The following is a 26,595-nucleotide window of genomic DNA, read 5'->3' on the forward strand; positions in this document are numbered from 1 at the left end:
AGAGGCACCCGCAAATGGCGGATGCCTCTCATCAAACAATCCGTGAGGTGTTACACCTTAACCCGGCTGTTCTTGCAATAACGGCTATTCTCCTTCTTTAAGGACTGCTGCCTGGCTTACACCACTCATCACGGTACCGGCTACCGCGAGGTATCCCGCTATTTTAATAACAATAGCCGGTATGGCCGGTACTCCCATTAATGCCCCACTTACTGCTGTGAGCAGGAGGCCGATATTGCGTAGTTTGCTGAAAAACGGCGGAGTTGCTGCCGTGAGTCGCTCTGTAATTTTCATACACAATTTTTAAAGGTGAATTAATACAGTCATTAGAGGTCCGTCGTGTTTTTACGGTCCCGGTGGAGGAGGAACAGCTCCGGAAATACTCACCAGCGACAGGGCGTTGAACGTCCCGTTTTTAAGGCCGTACTTCGTACCATTCACCTCTTGATAAAACACGATACCTACCGCCAGAAACAGCGGCTGCGTACTATTAGCCGCTACGTTGATGGTTAGGCTTAGCGCCTCTGTTGCCGTTCCATTAATAGGCAGTGCTGTGCTGTCCGCAGTGCCATTCACGAATGTACCAGCCTCGAAGTCGATCGCGGCACCGGCAGCAATTACCTTAAAGTGCGTAGCACCCCCGGGTACAGCTACCATGTTGATGGGAATGAAGGGGGGCAGATCTACTTTGAGTACACCCGTAGCCCTGTCAATAGATGGCGTAAAAGGCGCAAACAACGTGCTGCCAAGAGAGGCGTTAGCATTAAAGTTAAAGCCGGTCAGCAGCTCGGCTTCGCCATCAATGACATTACGCTGGCCTCTGGGGTTGGTGGCATCTGCCCGGATGACTTTCATCATGTCGCGTACCATACGTGAAAACATATAGCTGTCGCTGATGTTTAGGAGCACCGATTGGAAGGCGGTACGTAGCAGTTTGGTTGCTTTCCCCGCCCTGCCAAATTCGGCGCCATTTTCACGCGTACGTTCAAACGCGGGATCATTTTTAATGCGGTTTGCGTCAATTCCCGATTTTTCCCGTGCTCTTGCCCCGGACTTTGATTTGAAAAAGGTAATGTTGCCAATCGTACCTTTTAAAGGAATAATACCGCTTTGTTCTGCCATTGGATATTAATTTTGAATAAAAGAAAAGGGTTTCTCATAGCCAACCCTGTTAGGCTTTCACCTGCGCAGTGTGTAAATTGGTAGTTAACTGCATCAAACCTATGCCGCTATTTTAAGTAAAAAAAATTTCCACATCAATTATATAAGATTGGTACAATTTGACTAACAAGGGAGAACATCGTTTGTAGTAGTATGATAAAATATGTCAAAGCAGGTATCTCTGAAAATCCCGGCATAGTGACTAAAGAAACAAAAGAAACGGAAGCGGTTTAATGCTGGCTGAGTGCTAGTGGAATGCTAGTAGAATGAGCTTTTAATGCTAGTTTAAAGCTACTGAAAAGCTAGGTTCACATACATCTTAGTCATATTTATCCACATGTTGAACAACACATACCCCGTAGCTAATAAATACTGGTTATATGTTGGTAAAGCGCATTTTATGCGCGAATATTAACTGACTAAAAATATTGATTTATGGCAATAATTACCAATGATCATCATCTTACCGGCACCATGGGAAATATCACTGCTTATAAGATGAGAGGCTCGGATAAAATCATTGTTCGCCGGAAGGGAGGTGCTTCTAAGGAGCAGATGAAGCATTCCCCTGCCTTTGAACGTACTCGGGAAAACAATACGGAATTCGGTGGCTGCAGTAATGCCGGCAAGGTTATCCGACAAGTACTTTTCTCTGTAAAACATTTGGCCGATTATAATTTCTCATCGACGCTTAACAAATTGATGAAGAATATACAATTGCTGGATACTGTAGGGGAGCGTGGAAAAAGAAGCATACTTTTATCCCGTTACGCTTATTTGCTGGAAGGATTCCAGTTAAATAAAACAAATCCATTTGATAGTGTCATTCGTCATCCTGTAACTTGCTCCATTGAAAGGAAAAAGGGGTGGGCCACTATTGCGCTTCCCGAACTGGTGCGGGGAATAAATTTTATGGTACCCTGGAAATGCGCCTTTTTCCGATTTATTATTACCATGGGGCTGGTTCGCGATATTGTATATAAAGAAGGCAGTTATAGCAGCAGCGAGCAAATACCCCCACCGGAAACTATGTTTACCGATTGGCAGCCCTTGAAGCAAACTTTTGCGGCACAAAACATTTCGTTGCAATTCAATGTGCCGGGTGTAGTTGGCGATACTAGAGCGATTATAGTGGGTATTGGTATTGAAATGGGAGACCCTATTACCAACCTGGTGATAGAACGGGTAAAATATGCCGGTAGTGCGAAGATACTAGCAATAGGATGAGCAGAGAAAGCCTCTGTAAACGAAATGATGTATTATTTTAAGTGTATTCGGACCAATACCTAAGCTTATTGTGCATGCCTTAGGTTTAGCTTGATAGTGCGGATCAAAGAAATGTTAACCTAGGAATGACTCCAAGCCTCAATCTGCTCCTTGATATAGCTTTTTGAGTTCATCCATATTTCTGGAATAAGTATTTTTTATGCCTTGTGAATGTGGTAATATTTCACCCGACTCGCCATAGAAAGTACATAAAAAGTATATGTTGGTATGGGAGAGCGATCTATATTAAAGAATATACATCGGTTGAAAAAAGGTATATCATCCCTGTCAAGCGGTTGATCTCATTATGGACGAGCGATGCGCCAATAGCTTTTAATACCTTCAAGTCATTTAAAAGAATTGAACGGGCAAGTTGCCTTTGTTCACTCAGCTGAAGCTCGCAAAGGTTTTCTTATTCAATTCCGTTATAATCGCTTAGCGCTATCTTTTTAACCATCTAAGGAAATTACCTGCTAGTTTCCGAAGCCGGCAAATCACATTAACTGCTCCATTAAATGGCGTAGAAACAAGGTCTTTAAATTCATGACGCAATGAATTTGATTCTCGGTATGAGACGAATCTATCATGCTGTAAACAATATAAATCATTTGACAATGAAATATGGGAATAATAGCTGGTCAGCCAGGACAAATGCTGATTGAAAAACTGTTGATAAAGACAATAACGAAAGCTAACAGATCAGGCCCACTGGCAATGCAGGCGCTATTTTTAGGTAAATCATCCAGACTGAATAAGAGGAATAATCTTGATAGTAATTACGTTACATATTTAGGATGCCAATTTAATAATCATTCCCTATATGCCTTTGAGCAGAAATAAAGTACTGCTGGCGGCATATCAATAATTTTCAATTCCGTAATAACGTCATCAAATATGCCCTTGAAATATCGTGGAAAGAACAAAAAAGATAATTGTTTATAGGTACCTTCCAATTTTAGGGCCCGATAACAATCGGTCAGCAGCTTTCCTCTTTCCTCCTTGTCAAAAAAAGATAGCGGTAAAGTCGATACAATTACATCCACGGAGTTTTTCTCCAAATGATTTAGAATATTAGCGGCCGAATCATTGATAAGGTGAAAACGCTTATCTTCTATTTTTTTTAGTTCTTCAATAAAGTGTGGCTGAATTTCAAAGCAGTATAAGGTTCCACTGCAACTCATCTTATCAAGAATTTTCCTTGTAATTTTTCCTGTTCCTCCTCCTAGTTCCACAATAATTTGAGGTTGGTCTGGAATGATTTCTTTAATTAGTTTATTTATTGCAGAAGTAGATGAACTCATAATAGTTCCGGATGCTGCGAAATTCCTGAGATAATTAAATAATTCCATTGCTAAATAATTTCTGATATTATCAAAAGCAGCCTTTAGGGGTTAAATTATAGTTAACATAAGATTGGATGGCTTTATTTAAGTCCAATAATGTATCTATTTCATACCAGTCCTCAGAACAGACTTCATGAATTTTAATAAAAAAGCTTTCCATATTCTCGTAAATTAAATAATCCCAGTATTGACATTCATATTGTTGGATTACAAATGTACTGTTCTGTCTTATTACTTTTTCAAGTAGTTTTTTAATAATGGCGGAATCGCTTTTGTTCCAAAATGAGAAGCCAGACATTATAAAGCCATCCAAGCTATCATTAGAGCTAAAATTTCTATTGTCACAAATTATAATTTTTTGTAAAATTTTATTTTCAAATTCAAGTATCCACTCATTCAAAATCCCATGTTTCTTACCCGTAAAATAAGTAGATTCGGTCGGTGATTCCAAGAAAAAATTCCTAGTGGGAAATGAATCACCTTCAATAATGTAACTATCATTAAGTATTTCTTTGCAAAGAAATAGAGAGAAAATATTATTATACTTTTCATAATATGGGTTATGAATTAATTGCACATCATGCTTTCTTGTTAAATATTCAAAGTATTCAGATTTGTATCCAACAACAACAAAAATTTCAGAAATTCCTTTTTCTTTTAGAAAAGATATTTGTTGTTCAATAATTGGGGTGCCATTTATTGATATTAAAGGTTTAGGAATATCTTTTGTTAGTTGGTGAAGCCTATTTCCCTTTCCTGCGGCAAGTATGATCGCGTTCATTTGATACGTTTTATTAACCTTGCATTAAAATAAATAATTGAATGTCTGTAATCCAATGGAACCTCTTTCGAAACGTCTTTTACCATACATGGAGAAATCAGTACCAAAGAAAGACTTTATCGAAGCCCAGAGGGACCATAATATATCTTGGGATATCTTATGTATAAGGAGCCTTTGCTCTATTAATGGATCGATCGCCCCCTGGTAATACAACGAAATGAAATATTGCTCTGAAATAGTATCGAAATTATTCTCAAGGCTAAATGCCGCTAAATCCCAAAGACAATCATTCATACCGGCGTATTCCCAATCAATTAAGTATGATCTGCCATGTATATCCAGTATAATATTTTCTGGAACCGGGTCATTATGACAAGGGACTGAACTAATTTTTCCTATTTGTTCTAGGTAACCGTTTAGAATTTGCAACCTTCGTTTTATAATCGAATAATCATTGTGAAAAGGAATTCGATTATTAATCATCAACGTTTCGTAGAAATCAATTTTTTCCATCACACAAAATTTATTCTCAAATATAATCCCCGAACCATGAAGCCGTTTAAGTAAATTACAGGCAATGATTGCTTTATGCCTGTTATCCGAGATGTCGCAATAATAGTTGTCTATTAGCTTAGTAATTTTCTCCCCCGACGCGAAATTGAAATAAATAGTATCAACATCAATATCGACGTCCCTTATTTTTTGTAATATAAGTCCCTCGTTATACCTGTTAACGAGTAAATTGGAGGCATTTCCTGGAAGTCTATAGACGTAACCGCAGTGATTCGTAAAAATTTTGTAGTTCCAATTAGTCATGCCACTGAGAATATTCTCAAATCTATTCACTTTTTCTCCAAGTATTTCCTCAACGTGAGATATGATATCAGTAGTGCTATATAAATCGGTATACATATTCATCAATTAGTGTTGCCATTAATAATACCTGCAACAGATCGCTTGGGAACTAAATGGATAACTGGATTGTACAGAAGGACATGCCAAATAGTAGTTAATTCGATTTCCAACCTAAAAGAAACCTTTCTATTTCTGATAATGGCGCGTTTTTAAACAAAATATTCCCTTCAGGATCCAATAGGAACGTTGAGGGAATGCTCTCCACATTCAGTAGTCGCGCTGCCTTGTTATTACTACCTTGTAGATCGGAGAGGTTAAGCCAGGCAATCTTATTTTTTTTAATGAATTCACGCCATAATTTTCCATCGGTATCCATTGAGATGCCCAATATTTGTAATCCCTTTGAGCTATAAAGGCTATCGATCTTTTTTAACTTTGGCATTTCATCTATGCAGGGGCCGCACCAGCTCGCCCAAAAATCAATCAGAATATATTTTCCCCGGAGTTCGGAAGTATTTATTATGATCCCAGCTGTATCTGGCATAGAAAAATTTGGCATTGGCTTTTTTAAGTGAATTAATTTAGTGTATTCAAAAAGCCTATATTTAAGCATTTTACCAAGTGATGTATTTTTCAGTTCCTCGGAGAATTTCAGGTAATACTTCCTTGTACTATCAATATTTATTAAGTCCGATATTTCTGATAATTCGTACAAGGCTCCATAATTGGTTGGATTTTCTTCGATGAACCGATATAAATTATCTTCGCTTTTTCTATTGTATGGGCCAAGGTATTTTTTTTCTAGTTGTGTGATCTCAATGGTATCATTCAATTTTGAGAGGCTATCAATAACCTTATAGATTATCCTCTTTTTCATCAATAGAGGATATTCTATTTTCGTCTTATAGGAATTATATACGTCGTTTTGTGGGGAGCCAGTTATTCTTGATCGATATATTGAATCTTTTATGCCAGTTATTTCTATTTTCTTGTTCTCAAGAATAATACTTATCCAGCCATTTGCGGAGTCTGGTACTTCAATTGAATAGAAGGCCAGCTCGTTGGTGTAACCTCGGAACGTGAAATGGTCATTCTTACTATAACATGAGTCGAAATATTGTACTTTGAATGCCGATGAATAGCCATTCTTTGGTTTATTTCCTAATAGTACCTTGGTATTGCCAATGCCATTAATTCTTCCTGAAATTATATATTCATTATTTTTTTGTGCCAATCCTGGTAGGCTAATTATTAGCATTAACGCTATAAAAAAATGTCTCAAATTCATAGCTTTAGTATTATTCAAACAAAAGGTAGGTTTGATTATTCTCATTGGTAAGCCAATAAGAATAATCAAACCTACAATACTAGCCTTGACATTGCTCTTTGTACTCTCCGTCTCCACATTTAATCTTTGTTCCACTTGTTTGGCATATTACATTATAACCACAATTTACAGTTTTGACCTCTTTGTTAGAACATGTAACACTACATGATGCAGCACCTGAACCATCAACCCCGCCGAAGACATTTTTCAATTGGGTACGTGTAAGAATTTCTTTCGCCCCAAAATCTAAGGCGGATAATTTTAATTTCTTCATAACTTGCTTTTAAGAGTTAAAAACATTTGGTTGTCGTAGGGTTTCCTGCTCCATCCGAGCATGTTACAGAATGACCATCTCGTCCATAACAATAGTCAACACCAGTGCAGCTGATGGTGCCTCGGGAGCCACCACAATCTGCTGAAGCGGAACAAGAAGTTCCGCCAGAACCGTCAACTCCGCCAAAGATGTTCTTAAGCTGGCTTCTGGAGAGTAATTCGTTTGCCCCAAAGCCTAGGGCTTTTAGTTTAAGTTTTTTCATTTTTCATTTTTTTTGTGAAAGATAAGCCAAAGAGTTTCTCTGGCTCCTGAATGACCTTCCCAGGTATCGTTTATCACCTGTTGCTCAGCCTTCAAGTAGTTTTTGAATATATGTAATATTATTTTTTAAGTAATATATATTTAGGCGATCAGAAAATTTCTCAGATCGTGTATGCTGTATATCTCCGGTATCTCATAGTCATTAATGAAAATTGTGGGAGTATGTAGTATGTCATTAACCTTACACCAGTTATGCATGGCCGCTATATTAAGATCATGTACAGATGGCTCTTCCTGCATTGGATATTTTAAAGCGAACGGCTCATAGTTTTTTTCCTCTGCTAAGTACCAATCAGAAAGTGCCTGTAGCAACGCGGATTCATCTTTGTTTGCGGCAATGGACAAAAAATGTCGGACGGGTAGACGCTTCTTGTCATTTTCTTCCGTGCTGGCTGTAAAAATTATTTGAAGCTGAATATCGGGATTCGCTTTTAATAACTCCTCAATTGGAGTGTGTGCTTTTGCACATGGGGCACAGTATGGGTTGCATACTTTTAGTATCTTATTCTTAGCATTGTGGTTCCCGATTGTGATCCCAATTCCGGTGGAGCTGTTATGTATGTTCTTTTGTTTCTTCAACAAGGCATCGAACACAATTGGGTCAAATTTTAAACGATTCAGGTCGCGACTATAACGTTTTGCATTTTTGGCAGTTCTCAGTACCGGTAAAAGCAAAATCAATGTAAGTAATGGTAAAGCATATACAGTAACTGCTAAAAAAAAGTATTCTAGTGTTAATCCATATGGAAAGTAATTCTGAATCCAGCCACCTAATAATGAGGTTAACAGCTGCGACAACAAAACCACCTGTACTAATAGACAAAGCATACACCATTGCCTAGCTACTTTCCATTGGTAGTACAGTGAGAAAAATACAAACGGTGACGCACATAAGCTCAACCAGCCTAAAATCATCATGGTACCTTTCTCAGTAAAGCCTTGTATAAGCATTAATAATGAAGTTCCAGTGAAATAGGACATACCAATTATACTTAGACTGACGCCACCTACCTTCGCTGCATCTGATTGCAGTATGGCATTACAATTAACATGTTTAGTAGCCTTGCAAATTTGCTGTATTACCGGATTGTAGCGGTCCAACTCGTACCAGACTAAAAGAATGCCTAAAAAGACTCCCACTATAGAAGTCAAGAAAAAAAGCACCGGGAAAAGAGCTGTCCATCCATGTCGAGCTAAGGACTTTTCAATAGAAAAAGCAAATATTGTCAATACAAGACTAGTCAACAGAAGCATTCCATATCGTGTAAGCTTTTCTTCTTGTCGTTTTTGTCTATAGTTTTGCTCACCTGCATCTGCCTTTGCTTCGGCAAAAAGAACTATGCCGCTACTTCTCTTTATCAATTCCTCGAACTGTATCCAATCCCATTTTTGCCTCTCAGGATCAAATATCTTTACACCTTCTCCTGAGACTTCAGCAATTACGGTAAAATAATCGATTTCGGTTCTTTTTCCCTTCAATTGGGTTATATAAGGCGAAGGGATATTTCTTAACTGATCGGGTTTAAAGCTTGCAGTTATATTTTCAATATTATATTTGCTGAGCACATCGCTAATGCTCAATATACTAGGATAGTTAGGGTGAGCTTCAATTTCATCCTGAAGAGTTGTAGCGGACAACTTTATGTCCATTAGTTTCATGAGTTTGTGTGCCATAAGAGGGCCATTAGGCTTAGGCTCAGATAATTTCCAAAACATATGGGAAATTTTTATTTTAGACTACATTATGGAATGATTAGTAATAACTTTTAATTGCCATTTTTCGTATTACATTATCAAATAGCAACTTAGTTGCCTTTATTGTTTGGGGCCTCTAAGAGATAATAAGATATTTAAAATACAACCAAGTCGATCTCAACACCTATATGTAATATTATTTATTCGCTCAAGAGTTTCTTTATTTATTGGTTTAGTTTCGCTAATTGATATGAAGGATCAAGTAATTCTTCCATTTTGGTCAACGGAAATTCCAGCAGATAAAGGAGCAAATGCTAGCTTTTCAAGTCTGTGGGACCATGGGTAGACCTGTATTTTGGTTTTCCATTCCGGGTAGCTGATATCAAGACAACTTATTGGGTCGCCTGGTATCTTCATCAAACTGCCTTCAAAAATCACATCTTTAAATGGATAATATAACTGCTTAGGATAGACAGTTCCACTATCAAAAATAATCAGATCCCTTTCCTCTTTATAAAACCAAATATCTACGAATGGGAATTTGTAAGAATAGCCGAGTATCTTTTCTCCATCCTTTAACCAGATTTTCGCATAACTAATTTCCTTCTCCCCCCAATTAAAGATGTCTATGCATAATGTATCATCCTTAAGTACAGCAGATCGTAGTTCTTCAAATTTATCACTCTTCAAAGCTATATCAATATCATCATCCCAAGGTATAATCCCACCATGTCTTATGTGACCAAGTAAGGAACCGTCGGACAGAACTAAATCAATTGAGTGGCTTGTTGCAATGTGGCTAATCCTGTGCAAAAGTGTTAACGCTTTTGCCCTATTTTCTAGTGACCATACTGTAGACTCAAAAATAGCCTTTCGGATGGCATTATCTCTGCTTCGATGGTGTAAATTATTCTCCGAGTACTCAAAAAAATTCATTTCGAGGTTGAAAACTTCTAATTGATTATTAAACGATAAAGTTAATATCTCCTCATCTAAAGGTTGTCTAATTTCTGAAATAGACAACAGTTTTTCGACTCCTTTCTTACTAAGAAAGTATGCTGCATTACCCCAATGGTAACCAAGTAGATAACCAGGATCTATGGGAGTTGCCCTATCCAAAATTTTCTGTTCAAAAGGAAAAAGAACATCCCATTCTCCATTGCATTCCAATAAATTTATTATTACATTAATGTCTTGAACCTCCGAAGGATTGAAATAAGTATTATGTTCAATAATTAAACAAAAAGCTGCGTCTGTTTGCTTGAATTGGGTCCAAATGTTATAATGTGTAATAAAGGCATTATAATCATATTCAGAGATGCGAAATCCATATTTACTTAGCATGAAATTATCGTCTAGCCGAACATTTTGTGTGCTGTCCGGTTCCTTCAATTGAATAGTTAATAGCTCCATACCTGGAATGAGATTTAGGTCTGGAACATTGGCCAATTTGGGAAGTACCCTATAAACAAGCATAATCGTTTAAAAATATAATTATAGAGATGATATCTTATTGGTATACGACATATATTTAGCACGAATTTCCATCATTGTATTTATCCGATTGGAGCATCTTTCAAAAATATCATGCTTTTCCTGATCACCTTGTTGGCAGGTATCTGAACTGCCAAAGCCCCTTGGAACAGAGATAAAAGGATAAATAATCATTTTATTGCTTATAATTTCGGAAAGAAAATCGTCAACTGAGAAACCATCATCAAACTTTTCCGATAGTATTTTATTAAAACATTTTTTATACAAGACAATAAATTGAGTATGAGAGAAAGAATCCATCCAAAACCGCTCCTCGGTCAGCGGAATGATTTGCGAGAAATGACCTATGCCTCCCGACAGAATATCGGCCCCTTGATAATGGGCTTCTATTATGTTTCGCATTAGGCGTACCTTGGAATATGATTCTGTAAACTGATGATCGTCTTTGCAGATTATGATAACATCATCATCATTATCAACAGCCAGCATTATTATTTTCCTAATGATATGCCATAGCCCTACTGGACCAATTTCCTGCTGGGATATTGGAACTATCGTAATTTCAAATTCAATTTTTCCTTCGAATTCCCTCTTAATATACTCAAGACAGTCAACCCTTGTTTCCAAATTAATTACATAAGTAGGTATCTTTGTCTGATCATAAATTTCAAAACTTAAATCATCAACTTTGACCGGATTTAACTTGTAGTGATGGATAACTTTATTTATCAAACGAATCTTCTCTAAACTGTTACTAAAGAGATGGTCAATTCTTCCAGGAACTTCGTTTTTCTTTGTAGCGTCCGAATATCCGAAATCCTTCTGAGTAGAGATAAAAGGATAGATAAGCATTTTATTACACGATAACTGAGATATCTTTTTGTCAGCTGCCTCATTTTCTAAGAACTCTGCTATTGCAATTGATTTAAAAAATTTCTTAAAAATGACTGTAAACTGCAATCCTGTGAATTTTTCCACCCAATATAAATTCTCAGATACTTGCATTATGTTTTCAAACCAACTAGGTCCTCCCACCAAAATATCCGCGCCTTTATCTTTGGCGACTTCGATACTTTTAAATAGATTTTGGGGCAAATATTCATATGTAAATTTGTGATCGTCTTCACATAGAATAATGTAATCCACTTCTTTATTTATCAAACTGTTGAGGATTTCTACAATCGTACTCCACAAACCGACAGCTCCTATCTCGCGCTCCTCTGCATTGACTATATTTATATCAAACTCACTTCTATCTTCAAATTCCTTTAAGATATAGTTCTTGCGATCAGTTCTTTTCTTTAAATTTATAATATACGTTGGTATTGATTGAAAATTATTCATTTTCTATCGGATTTAAAAGAAAGAGTAACTGCATTAATTTTCAGGCTAAAGATCATCACACTGTATCAACTGGTTTAAGCCAGTGCTCGTGAAATAGAAATTCCTCCAAAAAACTCAATTACAATTTTAGAATGACTAACGACAGTCTGAGCTAACAGAGGTGCTTTAGAGCGCTTATATAAAAGAATATTGCTAGGGTTACAGGGTTGAGGATTTTGCATATTAAATATTTAATATTGAAGATTAAAAGTTTAATAGTTATGAGAAAATAAGTATTTCAATTTGCCACTTACCATACTATTTATCTATTTAAAATTCACATAGGTAAACACACAGTTTTGTGAAAAAGAGAGAATAGAAGGGTTTAAAAACATTATGAAAATACTAAAATAAAATAAATACTCAAACTTTTTACATCTATTTTCAACTTACTTGCAAAAATGTACCCGTTTTGTTTTTTGATTATTATACTATACTGTCAATTAATGTAATAGATTAGGAGTTCCTTATCTATCTCTATTATAGAATTACAAGAGCATTCCTCAATCATATTAGATAGGTTCAACAAAATCTATAAGAATAGTAGATAACGCGGAAGCAATGTTATTATCTAGGTATGGAGTAGTGATCTATTTATAATTATGTGCCAAATAAGTAATTAAGAATCCTAATTTTTTAGTTCATTTATAATTCTTTTAATTTTGCTTATTCTATCATTGGTTTCGTTATAAGTATCAGGGATAACCTTTTTTGCTTGGGTATTTATTTTGCTGTATTCACTAGTGGTTCTCCACTTAGATATAAATGGATGTATAACTACTTTATTACTAGTAATTATTGAGAGGTATTCATCAATATGTTTATAGTCTTCAGTCGGTTCATTAAGTATTTTGGAGAACACATTTCTAAATAAAACGATAAATTGGGAGCCGTGGACCGAATCTATCCAGTATCTGCTCTCTGAGATTGGAACAAGTTGCTTAAAAAATGATATACCACCCATTAATATTTCTGTGCCATGAATATGTGCTTGTAATAGGTTTGATAAGAAAAATTCTTTGGAATAGTTTTCAGTAAACTCATGTTTGTCCCGGCATATAACAATTACATCTTCCTTATCAGCTATTGCTTTAATTATGATTTCGCGAAAATATTCCCAATGTCCTCGTAAATCATTGGAGCGTTCGCTCATATTTACAAATTTTACATCAAATTCTTTCTTTCCCCTGAATTGCTTAGTTATGTTTTCGAGCTCATTTCCTATGGTGTTTGTATAGAGCACAAAAGTAGTTAAAGTAATTTCATTAAGATTATATTGCTGAGAAGCATTTAACTTTTCTTTAGTCAGGGAATAAAATCTATTAACACTTTGGATATTTAGTAAATTTTCCTGGCTTTCCTTAAAGGCGAGTTGCATTCGGCCTGCTACATTATTGCCCTCTGTTACATCTGAATATCCAAAATCCCTTTGAATTGAAATAAAAGGAACCATGAGAAACTTATAATTAGAAATATCTGCAAATTTGAAATCTGCATTATCATAATCGTTGAAGTCTGTATTTAAGATAGTGTCAAAAAATTTCCTGAAAATTATGGTAAATTGTAATCCTGAGAATGTTTCTACCCAAAAAAGGTTGTTCGATAATTCTACTGCCCCAAAGAAACCGCTAACGCCACCAAGAAGTATGTCTGCTTTTGAGTTCTTTGCATTATTAATTGCTTTTACTAATGACTCTGCCGAATAGGCGTCTGTAAATTCATGATCATCTTCACAGAGAAGAATGAAGTTCTCCTCACCGGTTATTAGTTCGGTAATTATGTATTTTATAGTATTCCAAAGTCCTACTGCTCCTATTTCACATTCAATGGCAGTGACAATTTGCACAACAAACTCTTCCTTGTTTAAAAACTGGTTAAGTATATGCACTCTTCGGTCACTGCGGTTCCGCTTATTAATTATGAATGTAGATATGGGGTTTATTTCTGACATGGTTTGATAATGTTAGTAATATGGTAACCTAGCAGCAAAAATCTATAACCACCTGGACATTTTCTAGAAATTTAAACTTCGCAATTAAAATTTATTATTCTTAACTCTATTTTTGATGACACTTGAGATTAATAAATGGTTAAATATTTCTCACAAGATAATTCTATCCGAGTAGTATATGCCGATTATATAGTCAATAATTATCTAGCTAAATCGTTGGGTCATTCTACCCATTGCATCAGGTTTTAATAAATATGCATTAAGGTTTACTAATGGATTATATTAAATATATCTAATCATAGATTCCCTATCAAATGAAGTTAAGAAAAAACAATAATATTAATTGGAGTTCCTTTTTTAGAGTTCGGGAATTGGCGAATGTTTTTTGCCTCTGTACTTATATCCGTAAAGCTATCTAGTCCTGTATCTAAATATTAGTAATACTACAGATTCATTATTGATTGAGTCGATTTATAAGGCGGCCAGTAGTTAATCTCTTACATAAGCGATAGGCCTAGCGAGGATCGAATATCATGTCTATGGGCAAACTTTGTTTGATATGATCTACTTCTTTCCAAGTGAAGTTGACTTGTTTATTGTATACCAAAATCTTTTTAAAAGTCGCATATTCCGAGTAATAACAATTGCCTGCGCTTTCAGACCATTTTTATATGGGATGTGTATATTATTACTAGTTATCAATCCTTTATCCAGTCTAATCGTGGCTAAAAAGCCACTATCCGAAGCCACATTTGAGATATAATTAACTGTACCTTCTACATAGCCTGTCTCTTGATAGGGATAGGCATCAAAGCGAAGTTGAACTTTTAAACCCGTATCTATCTTGCCAAAATTAGTTTGTGGCAAGTAGGTCTCTGTATAAAAATGACTATCATCCGGATTAACATATCCAATTAAACTTCCCTGTTTCAGAAATTGATTTTCCTGTAGTGGAATAATAAAAAAAATCCTCCCGTCAATCGGCGCTCTTAGCATAAATTTATTCTTCCAATCATCGACTGTACTCTTCAATGATTGTAGTGCTTGTTCAAAAAGAGCGTGTTGTTGTGCCATATCATGCCTGATCTGTTCTATTTCTTTTAGTTTTTCCCTTTGTTCAGCCTCATTGGACAATAGAGCTGCATCTAATTGCGGGATAGCCATTTGTTTGTTAACAAATAAACTTTTCTCTTTTCTGAATTCATTCCTAGATAGAACCTTTTCATCTGACAATAATTTATTCATCTCATATGTTTCCCGGGCTAGTCCTACGTCTTCTGTAGTTAATCTCTTTTGAATTTGTATAATTTCGCCCGCCTGCTTTAGGGTTTCAAGGTCTTTCTCTAGCATCATTTTTTTCCTAGAGTAAAAACCTTGGGCTTGGTAGTCATTAAATAGTTGCATTGCGACAGTAAATACCTGGTATTGCTGCTGAATTTCACCTAGACTATAAAAATAGTTATCAAGTAAATAAGATATCCTATCATTTGACCCGTCTCTTAATAGAGCAATGCTACTATCAAGTCTTTGAGAAAGCTCTAATACCTCTTCATGATCAGCAGTACTTTCTATCCAGCCGATGACCTGATTCTTTCTAATCACGTCATTATTGTGAATAAATAACTTTACCAGGCGGCCATCTTGACGAGGAATAATTTCTTTAGGCGCATTTGCAGCCGTAAGTGATGCACGAGCTTCTACAATATCCGGATATTCAACAAACCAAGTAACTGCAAAAAGTATTAATACAATAGCGGCAAATATGAATATTGACCATCTTTCAGTAAAGTCCTGCTTATGTGATATAATCTCCTGTGCAATTTCTGATCGACTATTGTTCCTTATAACAGCAGTTCTGGATGCTATAAACTCTTCGTCGTTTTTTTTATTTACAGTTAAATCCTCCATGATAATGTTATTCTTATTGAAGTCATGAACCTAAGTCTAATTGATTCTTTACCAATTCGTAATACCGACCTTTAATGGACGCTAAATGAGAATGGGATCCCTCCTCTACTATTTTCCCTTCGTGTAATACCACGATTTTATCGGCATCTTTAACTGTGCTAAGCCTATGCGCAATCACAATTACTGTTCTGCCGCGAAAAAATTGCTCTAAATTTTGAATAATGCGTTTCTCATTATTAGCATCCAATGAGTTAGTCGCTTCATCAAAAAATAGATATTTTGGATTTTTGTATACGGCTCGCGCAATCATCAATCGTTGCTTCTGACCTTGGCTGATTCCAACCGCCTCTCCACCCATTCGCGTATTAAATCCATTGGGTAATGATTCTATAAACGTTAGAATATTAGCAATTTGGCAACTGTAAATTAGTCTTTCATGATTAATATACTCGTCTCCAACTGCGATATTTCTAGCGATAGTATCATTAAAGATATATCCATCCTGTAAAACAGCACCACATTGTTGTCTCCAAAATGAGGGACTTATATTCTTGAAATTAGTTTCACCGATTCTAATTTCACCTTCATATTCTGTATAGATCTTTAGTAGCAATTTTAGAAGTGTTGTTTTGCCACTCCCACTTACGCCAACAATTGCCGTGACCTTCCCCTCAGCTGCCTCTAGGGAAATATTCTCAAGGACTGGATCATTGCCAATTCCTGGATATGTAAATGAAATGTTATTAAATTTGATGCCCTTTTGCTCAGGTAAATAAGATAATAAGCTTTTATCAATTGGCTCTTCATCTTTCATAACATGAATTTCATTTAATCGCTCCATACTTATTTTAGCGTCTTGAACACTTTGCGATAATCCTACAAATTGAGTAACTGGACCACTCAATTGCCCGATAATATATTGTATAGCTAACATGGCACCAAAGGAAAGCTGTCCTTGGATAACTAACTTCGCTACCAAAAAACTAATTAGAATATCCTTACCTTGATTAATAAATAAAGCCCCAGCAGACTGCCATTGTTCATAGTTTAGACTTTTAAAATTTAATTTAAATACATTGGCTTGTATATTTTCCCATTCCCAACGCTTCAATTGTTCTGCATTGTTCAATCTTATTTCTTGCATGCCTTGAATCAATTCAAGTGTCGCATTATTTTCTTTAGCGGAGATGTGGAAGGTTTCGTAATTCAGCTTTCTTCTAATACTGAGAAATACACGTACCCAGGCCCAATAGAGAATATTTCCTACCACAAATACGAAAAATACTTGAACATTATATGAAATAAGGATTACTGCATAAAGAAAAAAATTAAGCAAGGAAAAAAGAGTAGTTATAGTTTGGCCAGTAAGGAAAGCCTGTATCTGTTTGTTGTCACCAATTCTTTGTAAAGTGTCTCCTGTTTGATGTGTCTCGAAGTAAGATACTGGCAAACGTGTTAACTTTATTAAGAAATCCGACAATACAGCCATATTAATACTATTAGAGATTCTAAGCTGTAATCGACTTCTAATAAATGCTACAATAGAGCCGCTGAAGGTCAACATTAATTGCGCAAATAAGACAATAGTAACATAGTGTAAATTCTGCGTATTTATCCCAGTATCTACCATACTTTGTGTAAGGAAAGGCAAAATCAATTGAAAGATAGAGGTAACTCCCAAAGAGATAAAAACTCTAAATAATTGTCCTTTACTGTTATGTAGATATTGCAATATTATCCCCCAGTTGAGTTTATGCTCTTTTTCGCCCTCATTCTGATAAAATAACGGTGTGGGCTCTAAAAGCAAAACTGTTCCAATATCTCCTATTGTGTCCGATTTGTTTGAAATCCAATATTTTAAAAACTCATCTTTATTGTATGTAACAATTCCTTTAGCAGGATCAGCAATCTCTATGTATTTTTCTTTTATTGAAATTAATACTACAAAGTGATTCTGATTCCAATGTAAGATAGCGGGGCATTTTACTGTACTTAGCATTCTAAAATTAATTTGCACTCCCCTTGTGCGAAATCCAATACTTTCAGCAGTTTCACTTATAGCCAAAAGTGACACTCCTTGTTTATTAAATCCAGACTTCAGACGCAACGTATCCGCGCTATATTGCTTCCCATAATTTTTAGCAACCATTCGTAAACAGGTTACTCCACAATCCATTGCATTCAATTGTCTATAGAACGTAAAAGCCATAAATTTGACCTCAGCAATTAATTATTAAAAAAGTTTAAGTAATTATCTGGAAATTACATCGATTAATAGGATTTTGAAATTAAGATATATTTCTTACTTATAATGAAATAATCAATATCGTCCGGCAGAATAGCTCTGTAAAATATACATTGAGCATGCGTCTTAATTACTTTTATATTCGATTTACTGGCTATTAAGAAACATCCGTGGACCTTGACAATTAGAAGGCAGGCTTAGATATTATTAAGTCTGAAACATTAAACTGTTTTACAGTATGAAAGAATTTATCTTGCAAATTCAAACGGAAATACATGAATAAACTGACGAAACTATCTGTATTGCTATTGTTTTCTTTTCAGCCGGCTTTGTATGCCCAGCATATTAAAAAGACTGTTTTTGTAATTGCTGATGGAATCCCTGCTGATGTGATTGAGCGTTTAGATCTTCCCAACTTTAAAAAGGTCATAAACAAAGGTAGTTATACCCGCATGCACGTTGGCGGTGATAAAGGCACCTATAACGAAACTCCAACCATTTCGGCCGTTGGGTACAATAGCCTGCTCACAGGTACCTGGGTTAATAAGCATAATGTGCCGGATAACGATATTAAAGCGCCTAACTACAACTATCAGAATATATTCCGCTTGTTCAAAGCACAGTATCCCAATAAAAAAACAGCCATTTTCTCGAGCTGGCAGGATAACCGTACAAAGTTGCTGGGACATGAACTGCCGGCTGCCGGCAATCTGAAAGTTGACTGGTATTACGATGGATACGAGCTGGATACCATTAACTATAAACATGACAGGGAACGTCAGTATATGCATAAGATAGATGAGAAAGTGATAGATGAAGCTTCGGCAACAATCAGGAAGAATGCACCTGATCTGTCATGGGTCTATCTTGAATATACAGACGATATGGGGCACATGCATGGCGACAGCCCGGAATTTGAAAGGGCGGTTAAAATGCTGGATGACCAGATAGGCCGGCTGAATGCAGCGATTGAATACCGGGAAAATAAATTCAAGGAAGACTGGTTGCTGGTTATCACCACTGATCATGGAAGGGATGAAAAGTCCGGAAAGGGGCATGGAGGCCAGTCGTTAAGACAGCGTACCACATGGATGGTAACCAATTACAAACCGCTGAATGCCTACTCAAAACGTTATTACCCGGCCATTGTTGACATCATGCCGATGATCAGCCGGTTCATGGATATAAAGATTCCCCTGGAAGTTCAGCGGGAGCTGGATGGAACGCCTTTGATCGGTAACGTATCCATTGCCCGGGCTGTAGTTAACTATGTGCAGGGGCACCTTGATATCACCTGGAAAGCGCTGGAACCAACTGGTAAGGTTAAAATATGGCTGGCTACCACCAATGATTTTAAAGAGGGAACTGCAGACAAATATCAACTGGTGGGAGATGTACCGGTAGCAGATCAGCATGCCTGGATCGATATTAAGGGATATCCTTTCAACTTTTACAAGGTAGTGCTTGAGGCGCCGGACAATATGCTTAATCAGTGGTTGATGCCGGACGATAAATCCAGGCACTGAAATACCCTGTCAATACACTGATGGCAGAACAAACCAGCGCGCAGCGGCCTGTTGAAGCTCACCGTAATCCGCGCCGTCACCGGAAGCCCAGGCGATAATGCCATCAGGGCGTATCAGTGCGGCGCTTACACCCAGCTGGTTTTTGGCTGCGCCTGAAACATACCTGATTTGGCCGCCATAATCACCAGCCAGGGTTTTAAGTGAATCATTCCCGTCAAAATCAAGCAGTATTCCCTGGCCATCGTGCATCAACTCACCGATTGTTGTACCGTCCAGGAACTCAAAGTTGGGAACGCTGTGGCCTGTTAGAGGGTGTGCACCACCAAGATTGTAGTGTGTGAATATGCCCCATACTCTTCCAGCAATATAAGTGGCGCCATCGCGTGTATTGATAAGGTCGCGGAAAATGGCATTCAGTGCGCGGGCGTGCGGATCCGGGTTCATGATGGCAACCTGGGCGCGGGACCAATCAAGTACCTGTGCGCCAACCGGATGGCGCTCGGTGTAATAGCTGTCCAGCAGTCCTTCCGGAGCTTTCTCCCGGATGGTTGCAGCGAGTTTCCAGCCGAGGTTCATGGCATCGCCTAATCCAAGGTTAAGGCCCTGACCTCCTAAGGGGGAATGAATATGTGCGGCGTCTCCGGCCAGGAGCACCCGTCCGTTACGATAGGAGGAAGCCTGCCGCGCACGGTCGGTCCAGGTGGTAGCTATATGCAGGGCGCTAAGTGTAACATCGGTACCGGATATCCGGCGTAATACTTCCTGCACATGTTCCAGTGTGATGGGCTGGTCTGAGCCATGAAATGCCCCACCATCAAAATCCTGTATTGCCAGGTAGCCTGGCTGGGATTGGAGGTACATACCTCTGGAAGTGACGTTTCTTCCCGGCTTAAGTTTCCCGGGATCTATAATATCGACCTGGACAGAGTAGCCGGTAAATTCCGGTTCCGTACCGGCAAATTCAAAACCTGCTGTTTTGCGGACAATACTGCGGGCTCCATCACAACCCACCAGCCATTTACTTTTAAAAGACCGGTCGCCCGCCTGTACAGTTACCTCATCAGCTGTCTGATGAAAACCGGTAATGGCAAGCCCACGCTTGATTTCAACTCCAAGCGCTACTGCGCGGCGGGTCAGTATGGATTCGATTTCTCCCATTTCAGAAATTAAACTCGGGTCTGTAGAACCGGGCAGGCGATATATCCATTGCGAGGTGTCAATATTGCCTTCAAGAAATGGAATGCCGGCGAAGTGCCCTGCCTGGCGGCCCGGGCCCTGCACGGCATTTTGGTGGGGATTTTTAAGACGCTTATGTACTTCAAGCTCACCTAGCAACCCACGACGGTAAAGCGCTTCAATAGTAGGAGCTGAAAGGCCCCGTATTCCGAAAGGAAATTGTTTTAATGGTGATTGGGGATTATCCGCTTTTTCCAGTATCAGGACCGAACATCCGGTCAGGGCCAGTTCACAGGCAAGGAACAAACCTACAGGGCCTGCGCCGGAAATGATTGTATCGTAAATAGCGTGACTTTGTACGGAATTCTTACTTTCAGGTGTTACATTCATATCTGATGATTGAAACACAAAATTCCGCAATCTTCCAGCGTCAGGCTTGTATAAACGCGACAAAATCGCTGGTTACAGCCTGTTTGCCTTTTTTGGCTTTTCGTGCAAATGCTGCTGGCGTAGCGCCGCTGTAACGTTTGAATTCCCTGCTTAAATGGGCCTGGTCTGTATAGCCCAGCTCAATCGCCAAACCAGCAAGATTGGAATCCGGGGAATGCCATAATTTGTTTCTTACCTGCTCAAAGCGCATCAGGCCAGACACGTCTTTAACAGTGTAGCCGGAAGATTGTTTGAACTTTCTTTCCAGGGTGCGAACGGTTGCATGAGCTGCTGCCGCCACCTGGCTTACCGGGATAGTGCCATTCGTTTTTCTCATTGCAACTCCCGCTTTGAACAGCATACTGTCAATGGCAATCCGTGACCGTGCATCGAGGAAATACTGTTTTACCAGGGCTACCGCTTCTTCTATTTTACCCGCCTCAATCAACTTAGACAGCGGGGATTGAAGCTTGGCAATAGGGTGTTCAAATATGTGCACGCTATCTTTGCCGGATGGCAGTCCGAGTAAATCAAATACTGTCCAGGGAAAGCATCTGACAGCAATAATCTCCAGGCGCTTTTCCGTGTAAAAAACAACCGGCTGATTGAGCAATCCCATCATAAACGGTGATGGCAATGGCTGTAAATCTCCATTGGGGGAAATACTGCTGAGGCTTCCGAAGTAAAAAATAATCTCAGCATAACCATCAGGTATTACCTCAAAATCCGATTGCAGTTCCCCGACTTCTCTCCCGTTGTACCAGAAGCACTTTATGGTGTCCTGTAACTCTTCAGGGGGATCAAATTCCCTGTGCAGCATTTCGAAAGGTAGCATATTGGAGATGTATTGAATACAAGTATTTTGATTTTATAAAATTACAAAAAAGTAAAAGCCTATACACCCGGATATGAAGCTGATATTTCTGTAAGCTACCCTAAATCTGTAAAGTACGTTTGAAATTTATAAATGATCAGATACAAAAAACCTCTTCAAACTATGCTTCCAAAAAGTGCCCGTGCTTTTTGGTGCATTACATTGAGGAGGTTTTTTGTGTTGGGTAGTGGTTAAAATACCCAAATCATGTTTAGCAGAGATGGCTCCCTATATTTTTGCTCCGGTCCTTTCTTTGGCCTCCTGTGTTACAGGCGTAAAGAAGTTAACCAGGTTACCATCTGTGTCCCTGAATAACAGGGAACGATTGCCCCAGGGCATAGTGGTTGGCTTCTGAACCACTTTTTCGCCAAGTATGCCGGTGAGCTGCTGATACGTGCTGTCAACGTCAGCAACCTGGAATTCAATGATAACAGACCTGTTGCTGGCGGCAGCAGCTATTTCCTCGCCTCCAAAGAGGGCTAAGGTACGCGTACTACCTATAGCCAGTGTCCCGAGAGGCGTTCGCAGTTCTGCAAAATCATCAGTATACCATTTGAACGGAGTTCCGGTAACGTTCTCATAAAAGGGAACGAGCTGTTTGATATCAGCTGTAATAATCCGGATAGAAGAAAAATTCATATCAATTGTATTTGTTTAGAATAATCCAAAGCTATTCTGCCCAAGTGACAACCCTATGTCAGCAGTAAAACCGTAAATTTTAAAGTAGTATGTTTTTTGTTAATGCCCGATTACCTGGTGGCGCCAAACTGCAATTACATTTGTATCCGCGTGTTCTTCGTAGGGATTGTTCTGGTAAAGTTTTTCCTTTATTTCATAGGCTTTTTTGTAATCCTCAATAAGGCCAAGGTTATTCAGATCGGCCGGCAAAAAGGTTTCATCAAAACCTCCACAGTTTGTCAAAGCGCTGGTACAATAATATTGATCGAGAAGGTCGTAACCAATAAAACTGAAGTTGTTTAAATTGATAAGTGCGCAGTCATGTTCAGGCTCAACCACCACCGCCAATAAATTCAATCTTATTTTTTCTTTTGTTCTTTTCAATACATAGTCCAGTGTTGAAAAGAAGCCTGTTTCGTAACAACCATTAAAAATGATATGTTTCCAGTCATCCTCATTGTTACGGTCAGGCTCAACTAAAACTTCATTCAGGCCGATGTCAAGTGAAAACCAGTTCTGTTAAATGGGTTAGCCGGCTCCACTCGATATATTCGTCCCATCCCATTTGATCTCCATTACTCTGTTTGTCGTACTTTGCCCGTGCGGTATACAAAAATGTTATCTGACGATTATTCATATTGCAAGTCCGTTATGATCCTTTCGCTAAGTTACGGATGATCCGGGGCATTTACTTCAATCGCCGGATTCCCGCAATTTAAATGCGCCCTGATAGACCAGTACAAAGGTATAACTCAATCACCATGCTCACCAACCGGAGGAGCAATTTTTCTGATCAGTAAAATTACTCCCCATGTGCCTGCAATAAACGCAATGATGGAGAAGAATAATATTGGTTGTTCCCTTAAAGTATTCAAACGGTAAAGGAACAAAAGATGCAGAAGGACAAGCAGGCCCAGGATAAATTTGCCCAGCCATGTTTCAGCTTTAAAGGCCTTAGCAGCCTTGTTCCTTTGTTGCTGAACCACCGCATGTACCAGTTTGTTGGAAAAAAAGTCTGTTGGCTTTATTATTCCTTCTTCTTTTAGAATCTCCCTGAGTTTATCTTCCGGCTCTTTATTGTGTTTCATAGTAAATTCCTTGTTTCCTTGTTTAACAATAGCGCTAATTCCGTTTCCAGTTGTTTCCGTCCTCTTAACAGGCGCATTTTGATAGCAGATTTTCCGGCGCCGAGTATTTCACCTATCTCAGTAATATTCTTTTCTTCAATATAGTGGAGTGTGAGCACCAGCCGGTCCTCTGCTGATAACCTTCCCAGCGCCAGGGCTATATATTTTTTCCTTTCTGTATCTTTCAATAAGTCCCAACCCTGATTTTCGGTGGTTGCATTCTCTTCTGCCACCGACGATTGTTCCATACTAATGGTAGGCATTCTCCTGCTTTTAAGCTTAGTTAAAGCGGTGTTATAAACGATGCGGTATAACCAGGTGGAGAATTTGGAGGCCTGCCTGAATTTATCCAGTGAAGCAAATGCTTTCAGGAAAGCGTCCTGTACCACCTCTTCGGCGTCCTCGTTATTTGCAACAACCGACATGGCAATAGTAAAGGAGAAGTCCTTATAAGTATTAACCAGTTGGGCAATACTGTTTATCTCGCCACGTATGGCTTTGTTCCATAAATCCTGTGCCTGTTTATTTTCTCTCTGGGTTGCCATGTAATGATTTAGACTACATGTGAGTGAAAGTGGTCACATTCCGGTGACCACTTTCACTTTTTTGGAGTCTTATTATAGGAACTCAAAAATATTTAAAAAAGTAATCATGGAAATAACGTCCGCCTCCTTGTTCATTGCCATAGCACTTGTTGTTTTTGGAATAAGTTATTACTATTTCACAACAAGATATAAAGAACGAATGACCATTATTGAAAAGGGGCTGCCTCCCGATTTTTTTAGAGGAAGTACCAATTACCTTTTATTTATTCTGTTGCTTGGTATTGTGAGTATCGGGATCGCAGTGGGAGTAGTAGCAGGAACCTTTTTGAGATCGTTGGAGATCAGGGGGATAAAGGATTTTATATTACCCGCTTCCATACTCCTTTTTCTGGGCCTCAGTCTATTAATCTCCTATTTTGTTCTCAGAAGCATCGTGAGAAAAAAATAGATCTCCTTTAGGACTTTCTCTGGTTTAATGTGGCCGCATAAATTAACGGGTTTAAACCCGTTAAGGGAATCTTTATGCCCATAGTTGCCAATAAATTTAAATGTCATGAAAAAAATATTGATAGCAATCTCATTTTCTATACTGACCGGCATTTGCTTTGGGCAAAACCTGGAAAAAGAACTGGATGCTGTATTAATCCGCAGATTTCCCGCCCAGGGACCCGGGGCAGCTGTGCTGGTGGCTAAGGCAAACAGGGTTCTTTATAAAAAGGCGTTTGGCAAGGCTAACCTCGAGTTGAACGTAGCTTTAAAGCCCGGTTATATATTCCGGATTGGTTCTATCACCAAGCAATTTACCGCCTGCGCTATTCTGAAGCTTGCGGAGGAAGGAAAATTGTCACTGCAGAGTGAGGTAACTGAATTTATCAGGGATTATCCCATACATGGTATTACTATTGAACGTTTACTTACACATACCTCGGGAATCAATACGGGGGCCGGAGCATGGACGCCGGAAACAAGAAAGAAAGATTTTACACCACAGGCATTGATAGATTCTTTTAAGCTCCGTCCGCCGGACTTTTTACCCGGCGCCAGCTTCCGTTACAATAACAACGGGTATGTACTATTGGGCTATATTGTTGAGCTGGTTTCCGGTATGCCCTATGAAGAATATATCAGCAGGTATTTCTTTAAGCCCCTTGGGATGAAGAATTCAGGTTACGACAATAGCTCTTTGGTGATCCCCGGCCGAGTCAGCGGATATCAGCGGGATAATGAGCTATACACGAATGCCGACTATTTAAGTATGACCCAGCCCTATTCAGCCGGCTCCCTTTTTTCTACTGTTGAAGATCTTTATACCTGGAACGAGGCGCTAACAGCCGGAAAAGTTATTAATAAAGAAAGTCTCCGCAAAGCCCAAACCTCCTATAAACTGGATAACGGTAAGCTTACCGGTTACGGATACGGCTGGTGGCTGGGAAATATCCAGGGAAGCCCATGTATAAAACACGACGGTCTGATTAACGGGTTCTCCACATTCGCTCTCTATCTTCCGCAGGAAAAAATTTTTGTGGCCGTTTTTACAAATTGTGAAAATAACAACCCTGAGGTCATAGGGTCTGAAATTGCAGGAATAACCATTGGTAAACCCTATCACACAAATGAGATCGGGTTACCTATGGAACAGTTGAAATCGTATGCAGCTGTTTATGAATCAGCAACAGAGGGACAAAGAACGGTATCTTATGAGGACGGACGGCTCCTGTATTTTGTAAAGGGCGGCTCCAAAGCGCGCCTGATCCCTTTTGAAACGGACAGGTTCTATTTTGAAAACAGCCTGGATATCATAGAGTTTTTAAGAAAGAAAGATGGCAGGATAACCGGGATGACTTTAGAAACAGCCGGAAAAATAAATACATTTATCCGTACAGGTATTAAGCCGGATAACCTGTACGCAATAGATATTTCAACGCAGCTGCTTGAAAAATATGTTGGAAAATACCAATTCCCGGATAATTTTATCCTGATAATTACCAGGGACGGAAACCGGCTGTATGGAAAAGGAACGGGACCGCGGCAAATAAGACAGGAAATAGTACCCTACGATACATGCAGTTTTTTTGCCAGGAATTTGGATGCCCGGTTGATGTTTCACCTGGATGAAAAAGATACTGTTATAGGACTAACAAAAATTCAGAATGGTGAATCTGTGGCGAAGAAAATTGAATGACCTGGATGATGTGTAGGATATTGTAATACCGGTTGTAACACTGTGCTATTGGTT

24 protein-coding genes are annotated in these 26,595 nt (G+C 38.5%); 4 read left to right on the plus strand and 20 right to left on the minus strand.

What is annotated here, in order from left to right:
- Positions 1 to 84 precede the first annotated feature (84 nt).
- Together ABIE50_RS06130 and ABIE50_RS06135 are read right to left on the minus strand one after the other, a co-directional pair.
- Entirely contained in the window at positions 85 to 294 is a 210-nt protein-coding gene (locus tag ABIE50_RS06130; protein ID WP_209866494.1) for a hypothetical protein, read from the minus strand.
- Positions 295 to 345: 51 nt separating this feature from the next.
- On the minus strand, positions 346 to 1,122 hold the full coding sequence (locus ABIE50_RS06135) for a hypothetical protein (RefSeq protein WP_209866495.1): 777 nt from the start codon (positions 1,120 to 1,122) through the stop codon (positions 346 to 348).
- A 474-nt stretch (positions 1,123 to 1,596) separates the two neighbouring features.
- Here ABIE50_RS06135 and ABIE50_RS06140 point away from each other — a divergent pair, with 474 nt between their 5' ends.
- Positions 1,597 to 2,388 carry a hypothetical protein gene (locus tag ABIE50_RS06140; RefSeq protein ID WP_209866497.1) on the plus strand — a complete coding sequence of 264 codons (792 nt, stop codon included), beginning with the start codon at positions 1,597 to 1,599 and terminating at the stop codon, positions 2,386 to 2,388.
- An 848-nt stretch (positions 2,389 to 3,236) separates the two neighbouring features.
- On the opposite strand, the gene ABIE50_RS06145 is transcribed toward ABIE50_RS06140, so the two are convergent.
- The 12 genes from ABIE50_RS06145 to ABIE50_RS06200 form a co-directional block, all read right to left on the minus strand.
- Complete coding sequence (locus ABIE50_RS06145) at positions 3,237 to 3,776, minus strand: class I SAM-dependent methyltransferase (protein ID WP_209866499.1); 540 nt, start codon at positions 3,774 to 3,776, stop codon at positions 3,237 to 3,239.
- A 22-nt stretch (positions 3,777 to 3,798) separates the two neighbouring features.
- Positions 3,799 to 4,551 (minus strand): sugar phosphate nucleotidyltransferase, encoded by a 753-nt coding sequence (locus tag ABIE50_RS06150; protein WP_209866501.1) that lies wholly within the window; start codon positions 4,549 to 4,551, stop codon positions 3,799 to 3,801.
- Between the two features lie 24 nt (positions 4,552 to 4,575).
- Entirely contained in the window at positions 4,576 to 5,469 is an 894-nt protein-coding gene (locus ABIE50_RS06155; protein ID WP_354027891.1) for a choline kinase family protein, read from the minus strand.
- A 91-nt stretch (positions 5,470 to 5,560) separates the two neighbouring features.
- Positions 5,561 to 6,694 (minus strand): redoxin domain-containing protein, encoded by a 1,134-nt coding sequence (locus tag ABIE50_RS06160; protein ID WP_209866504.1) that lies wholly within the window; start codon positions 6,692 to 6,694, stop codon positions 5,561 to 5,563.
- 79 nt (positions 6,695 to 6,773) lie between these two features.
- The gene (locus tag ABIE50_RS06165; protein WP_209866506.1) at positions 6,774 to 7,007 is read right to left on the minus strand and encodes a hypothetical protein; all 234 of its coding nucleotides are present in this window, start codon (positions 7,005 to 7,007) and stop codon (positions 6,774 to 6,776) included.
- 63 nt (positions 7,008 to 7,070) lie between these two features.
- On the minus strand, positions 7,071 to 7,238 hold the full coding sequence (locus ABIE50_RS06170; protein WP_209866508.1) for a hypothetical protein: 168 nt from the start codon (positions 7,236 to 7,238) through the stop codon (positions 7,071 to 7,073).
- A 171-nt stretch (positions 7,239 to 7,409) separates the two neighbouring features.
- Positions 7,410 to 9,044 (minus strand): vitamin K epoxide reductase family protein, encoded by a 1,635-nt coding sequence (locus tag ABIE50_RS06175; protein ID WP_209866510.1) that lies wholly within the window; start codon positions 9,042 to 9,044, stop codon positions 7,410 to 7,412.
- Positions 9,045 to 9,281: 237 nt separating this feature from the next.
- Entirely contained in the window at positions 9,282 to 10,436 is a 1,155-nt protein-coding gene (locus tag ABIE50_RS06180) for a LicD family protein (protein ID WP_209866511.1), read from the minus strand.
- Positions 10,437 to 10,517: 81 nt separating this feature from the next.
- Positions 10,518 to 11,861 (minus strand): glycosyltransferase family protein, encoded by a 1,344-nt coding sequence (locus ABIE50_RS06185; protein WP_209866513.1) that lies wholly within the window; start codon positions 11,859 to 11,861, stop codon positions 10,518 to 10,520.
- 667 nt (positions 11,862 to 12,528) lie between these two features.
- Entirely contained in the window at positions 12,529 to 13,851 is a 1,323-nt protein-coding gene (locus tag ABIE50_RS06190; RefSeq protein WP_209866515.1) for a hypothetical protein, read from the minus strand.
- A 564-nt stretch (positions 13,852 to 14,415) separates the two neighbouring features.
- Positions 14,416 to 15,759, minus strand: coding sequence for an HlyD family secretion protein (locus ABIE50_RS06195; RefSeq protein WP_209866517.1), 1,344 nt, complete (start codon positions 15,757 to 15,759; stop codon positions 14,416 to 14,418).
- A 22-nt stretch (positions 15,760 to 15,781) separates the two neighbouring features.
- Entirely contained in the window at positions 15,782 to 17,968 is a 2,187-nt protein-coding gene (locus tag ABIE50_RS06200; protein WP_209866518.1) for a peptidase domain-containing ABC transporter, read from the minus strand.
- Positions 17,969 to 18,279: 311 nt separating this feature from the next.
- On the opposite strand from ABIE50_RS06200, the gene ABIE50_RS06205 reads away from it, so the two are divergent.
- Positions 18,280 to 19,530 carry an alkaline phosphatase family protein gene (locus ABIE50_RS06205; protein WP_209866520.1) on the plus strand — a complete coding sequence of 417 codons (1,251 nt, stop codon included), beginning with the start codon at positions 18,280 to 18,282 and terminating at the stop codon, positions 19,528 to 19,530.
- 9 nt (positions 19,531 to 19,539) lie between these two features.
- On the opposite strand, the gene ABIE50_RS06210 is transcribed toward ABIE50_RS06205, so the two are convergent.
- The 6 genes from ABIE50_RS06210 to ABIE50_RS06235 form a co-directional block, all read right to left on the minus strand.
- Positions 19,540 to 21,096 (minus strand): FAD-dependent monooxygenase, encoded by a 1,557-nt coding sequence (locus ABIE50_RS06210; RefSeq protein WP_209866522.1) that lies wholly within the window; start codon positions 21,094 to 21,096, stop codon positions 19,540 to 19,542.
- Between the two features lie 40 nt (positions 21,097 to 21,136).
- Positions 21,137 to 21,970, minus strand: coding sequence for an AraC family transcriptional regulator (locus ABIE50_RS06215; protein WP_354027892.1), 834 nt, complete (start codon positions 21,968 to 21,970; stop codon positions 21,137 to 21,139).
- A gap of 267 nt (positions 21,971 to 22,237) precedes the next feature.
- Positions 22,238 to 22,648 carry a VOC family protein gene (locus ABIE50_RS06220; RefSeq protein WP_209866524.1) on the minus strand — a complete coding sequence of 137 codons (411 nt, stop codon included), beginning with the start codon at positions 22,646 to 22,648 and terminating at the stop codon, positions 22,238 to 22,240.
- Positions 22,649 to 22,747: 99 nt separating this feature from the next.
- On the minus strand, positions 22,748 to 23,071 hold the full coding sequence (locus ABIE50_RS06225; RefSeq protein ID WP_354027893.1) for a hypothetical protein: 324 nt from the start codon (positions 23,069 to 23,071) through the stop codon (positions 22,748 to 22,750).
- 368 nt (positions 23,072 to 23,439) lie between these two features.
- Positions 23,440 to 23,775, minus strand: coding sequence for a hypothetical protein (locus ABIE50_RS06230; protein WP_209866528.1), 336 nt, complete (start codon positions 23,773 to 23,775; stop codon positions 23,440 to 23,442).
- Positions 23,772 to 24,359, minus strand: coding sequence for an RNA polymerase sigma factor (locus tag ABIE50_RS06235; protein ID WP_209866530.1), 588 nt, complete (start codon positions 24,357 to 24,359; stop codon positions 23,772 to 23,774). The genes ABIE50_RS06230 and ABIE50_RS06235 overlap by 4 nt, the downstream gene beginning before the upstream one ends.
- Before the next feature lie 106 nt (positions 24,360 to 24,465).
- Here ABIE50_RS06235 and ABIE50_RS06240 point away from each other — a divergent pair, with 106 nt between their 5' ends.
- On the plus strand, positions 24,466 to 24,807 hold the full coding sequence (locus ABIE50_RS06240; RefSeq protein WP_209866531.1) for a DUF6249 domain-containing protein: 342 nt from the start codon (positions 24,466 to 24,468) through the stop codon (positions 24,805 to 24,807).
- Positions 24,808 to 24,912: 105 nt separating this feature from the next.
- Positions 24,913 to 26,541, plus strand: a complete 1,629-nt coding sequence (locus ABIE50_RS06245; RefSeq protein ID WP_209866534.1) for a serine hydrolase — start codon at positions 24,913 to 24,915, stop codon at positions 26,539 to 26,541.
- The last annotated feature ends 54 nt before the right edge of the window (positions 26,542 to 26,595 follow it).

The sequence above is a fragment of the Chitinophaga sp. OAE865 genome (genome assembly GCF_040546735.1).
GTDB lineage: Bacteria > Bacteroidota > Bacteroidia > Chitinophagales > Chitinophagaceae > Chitinophaga > Chitinophaga polysaccharea_A.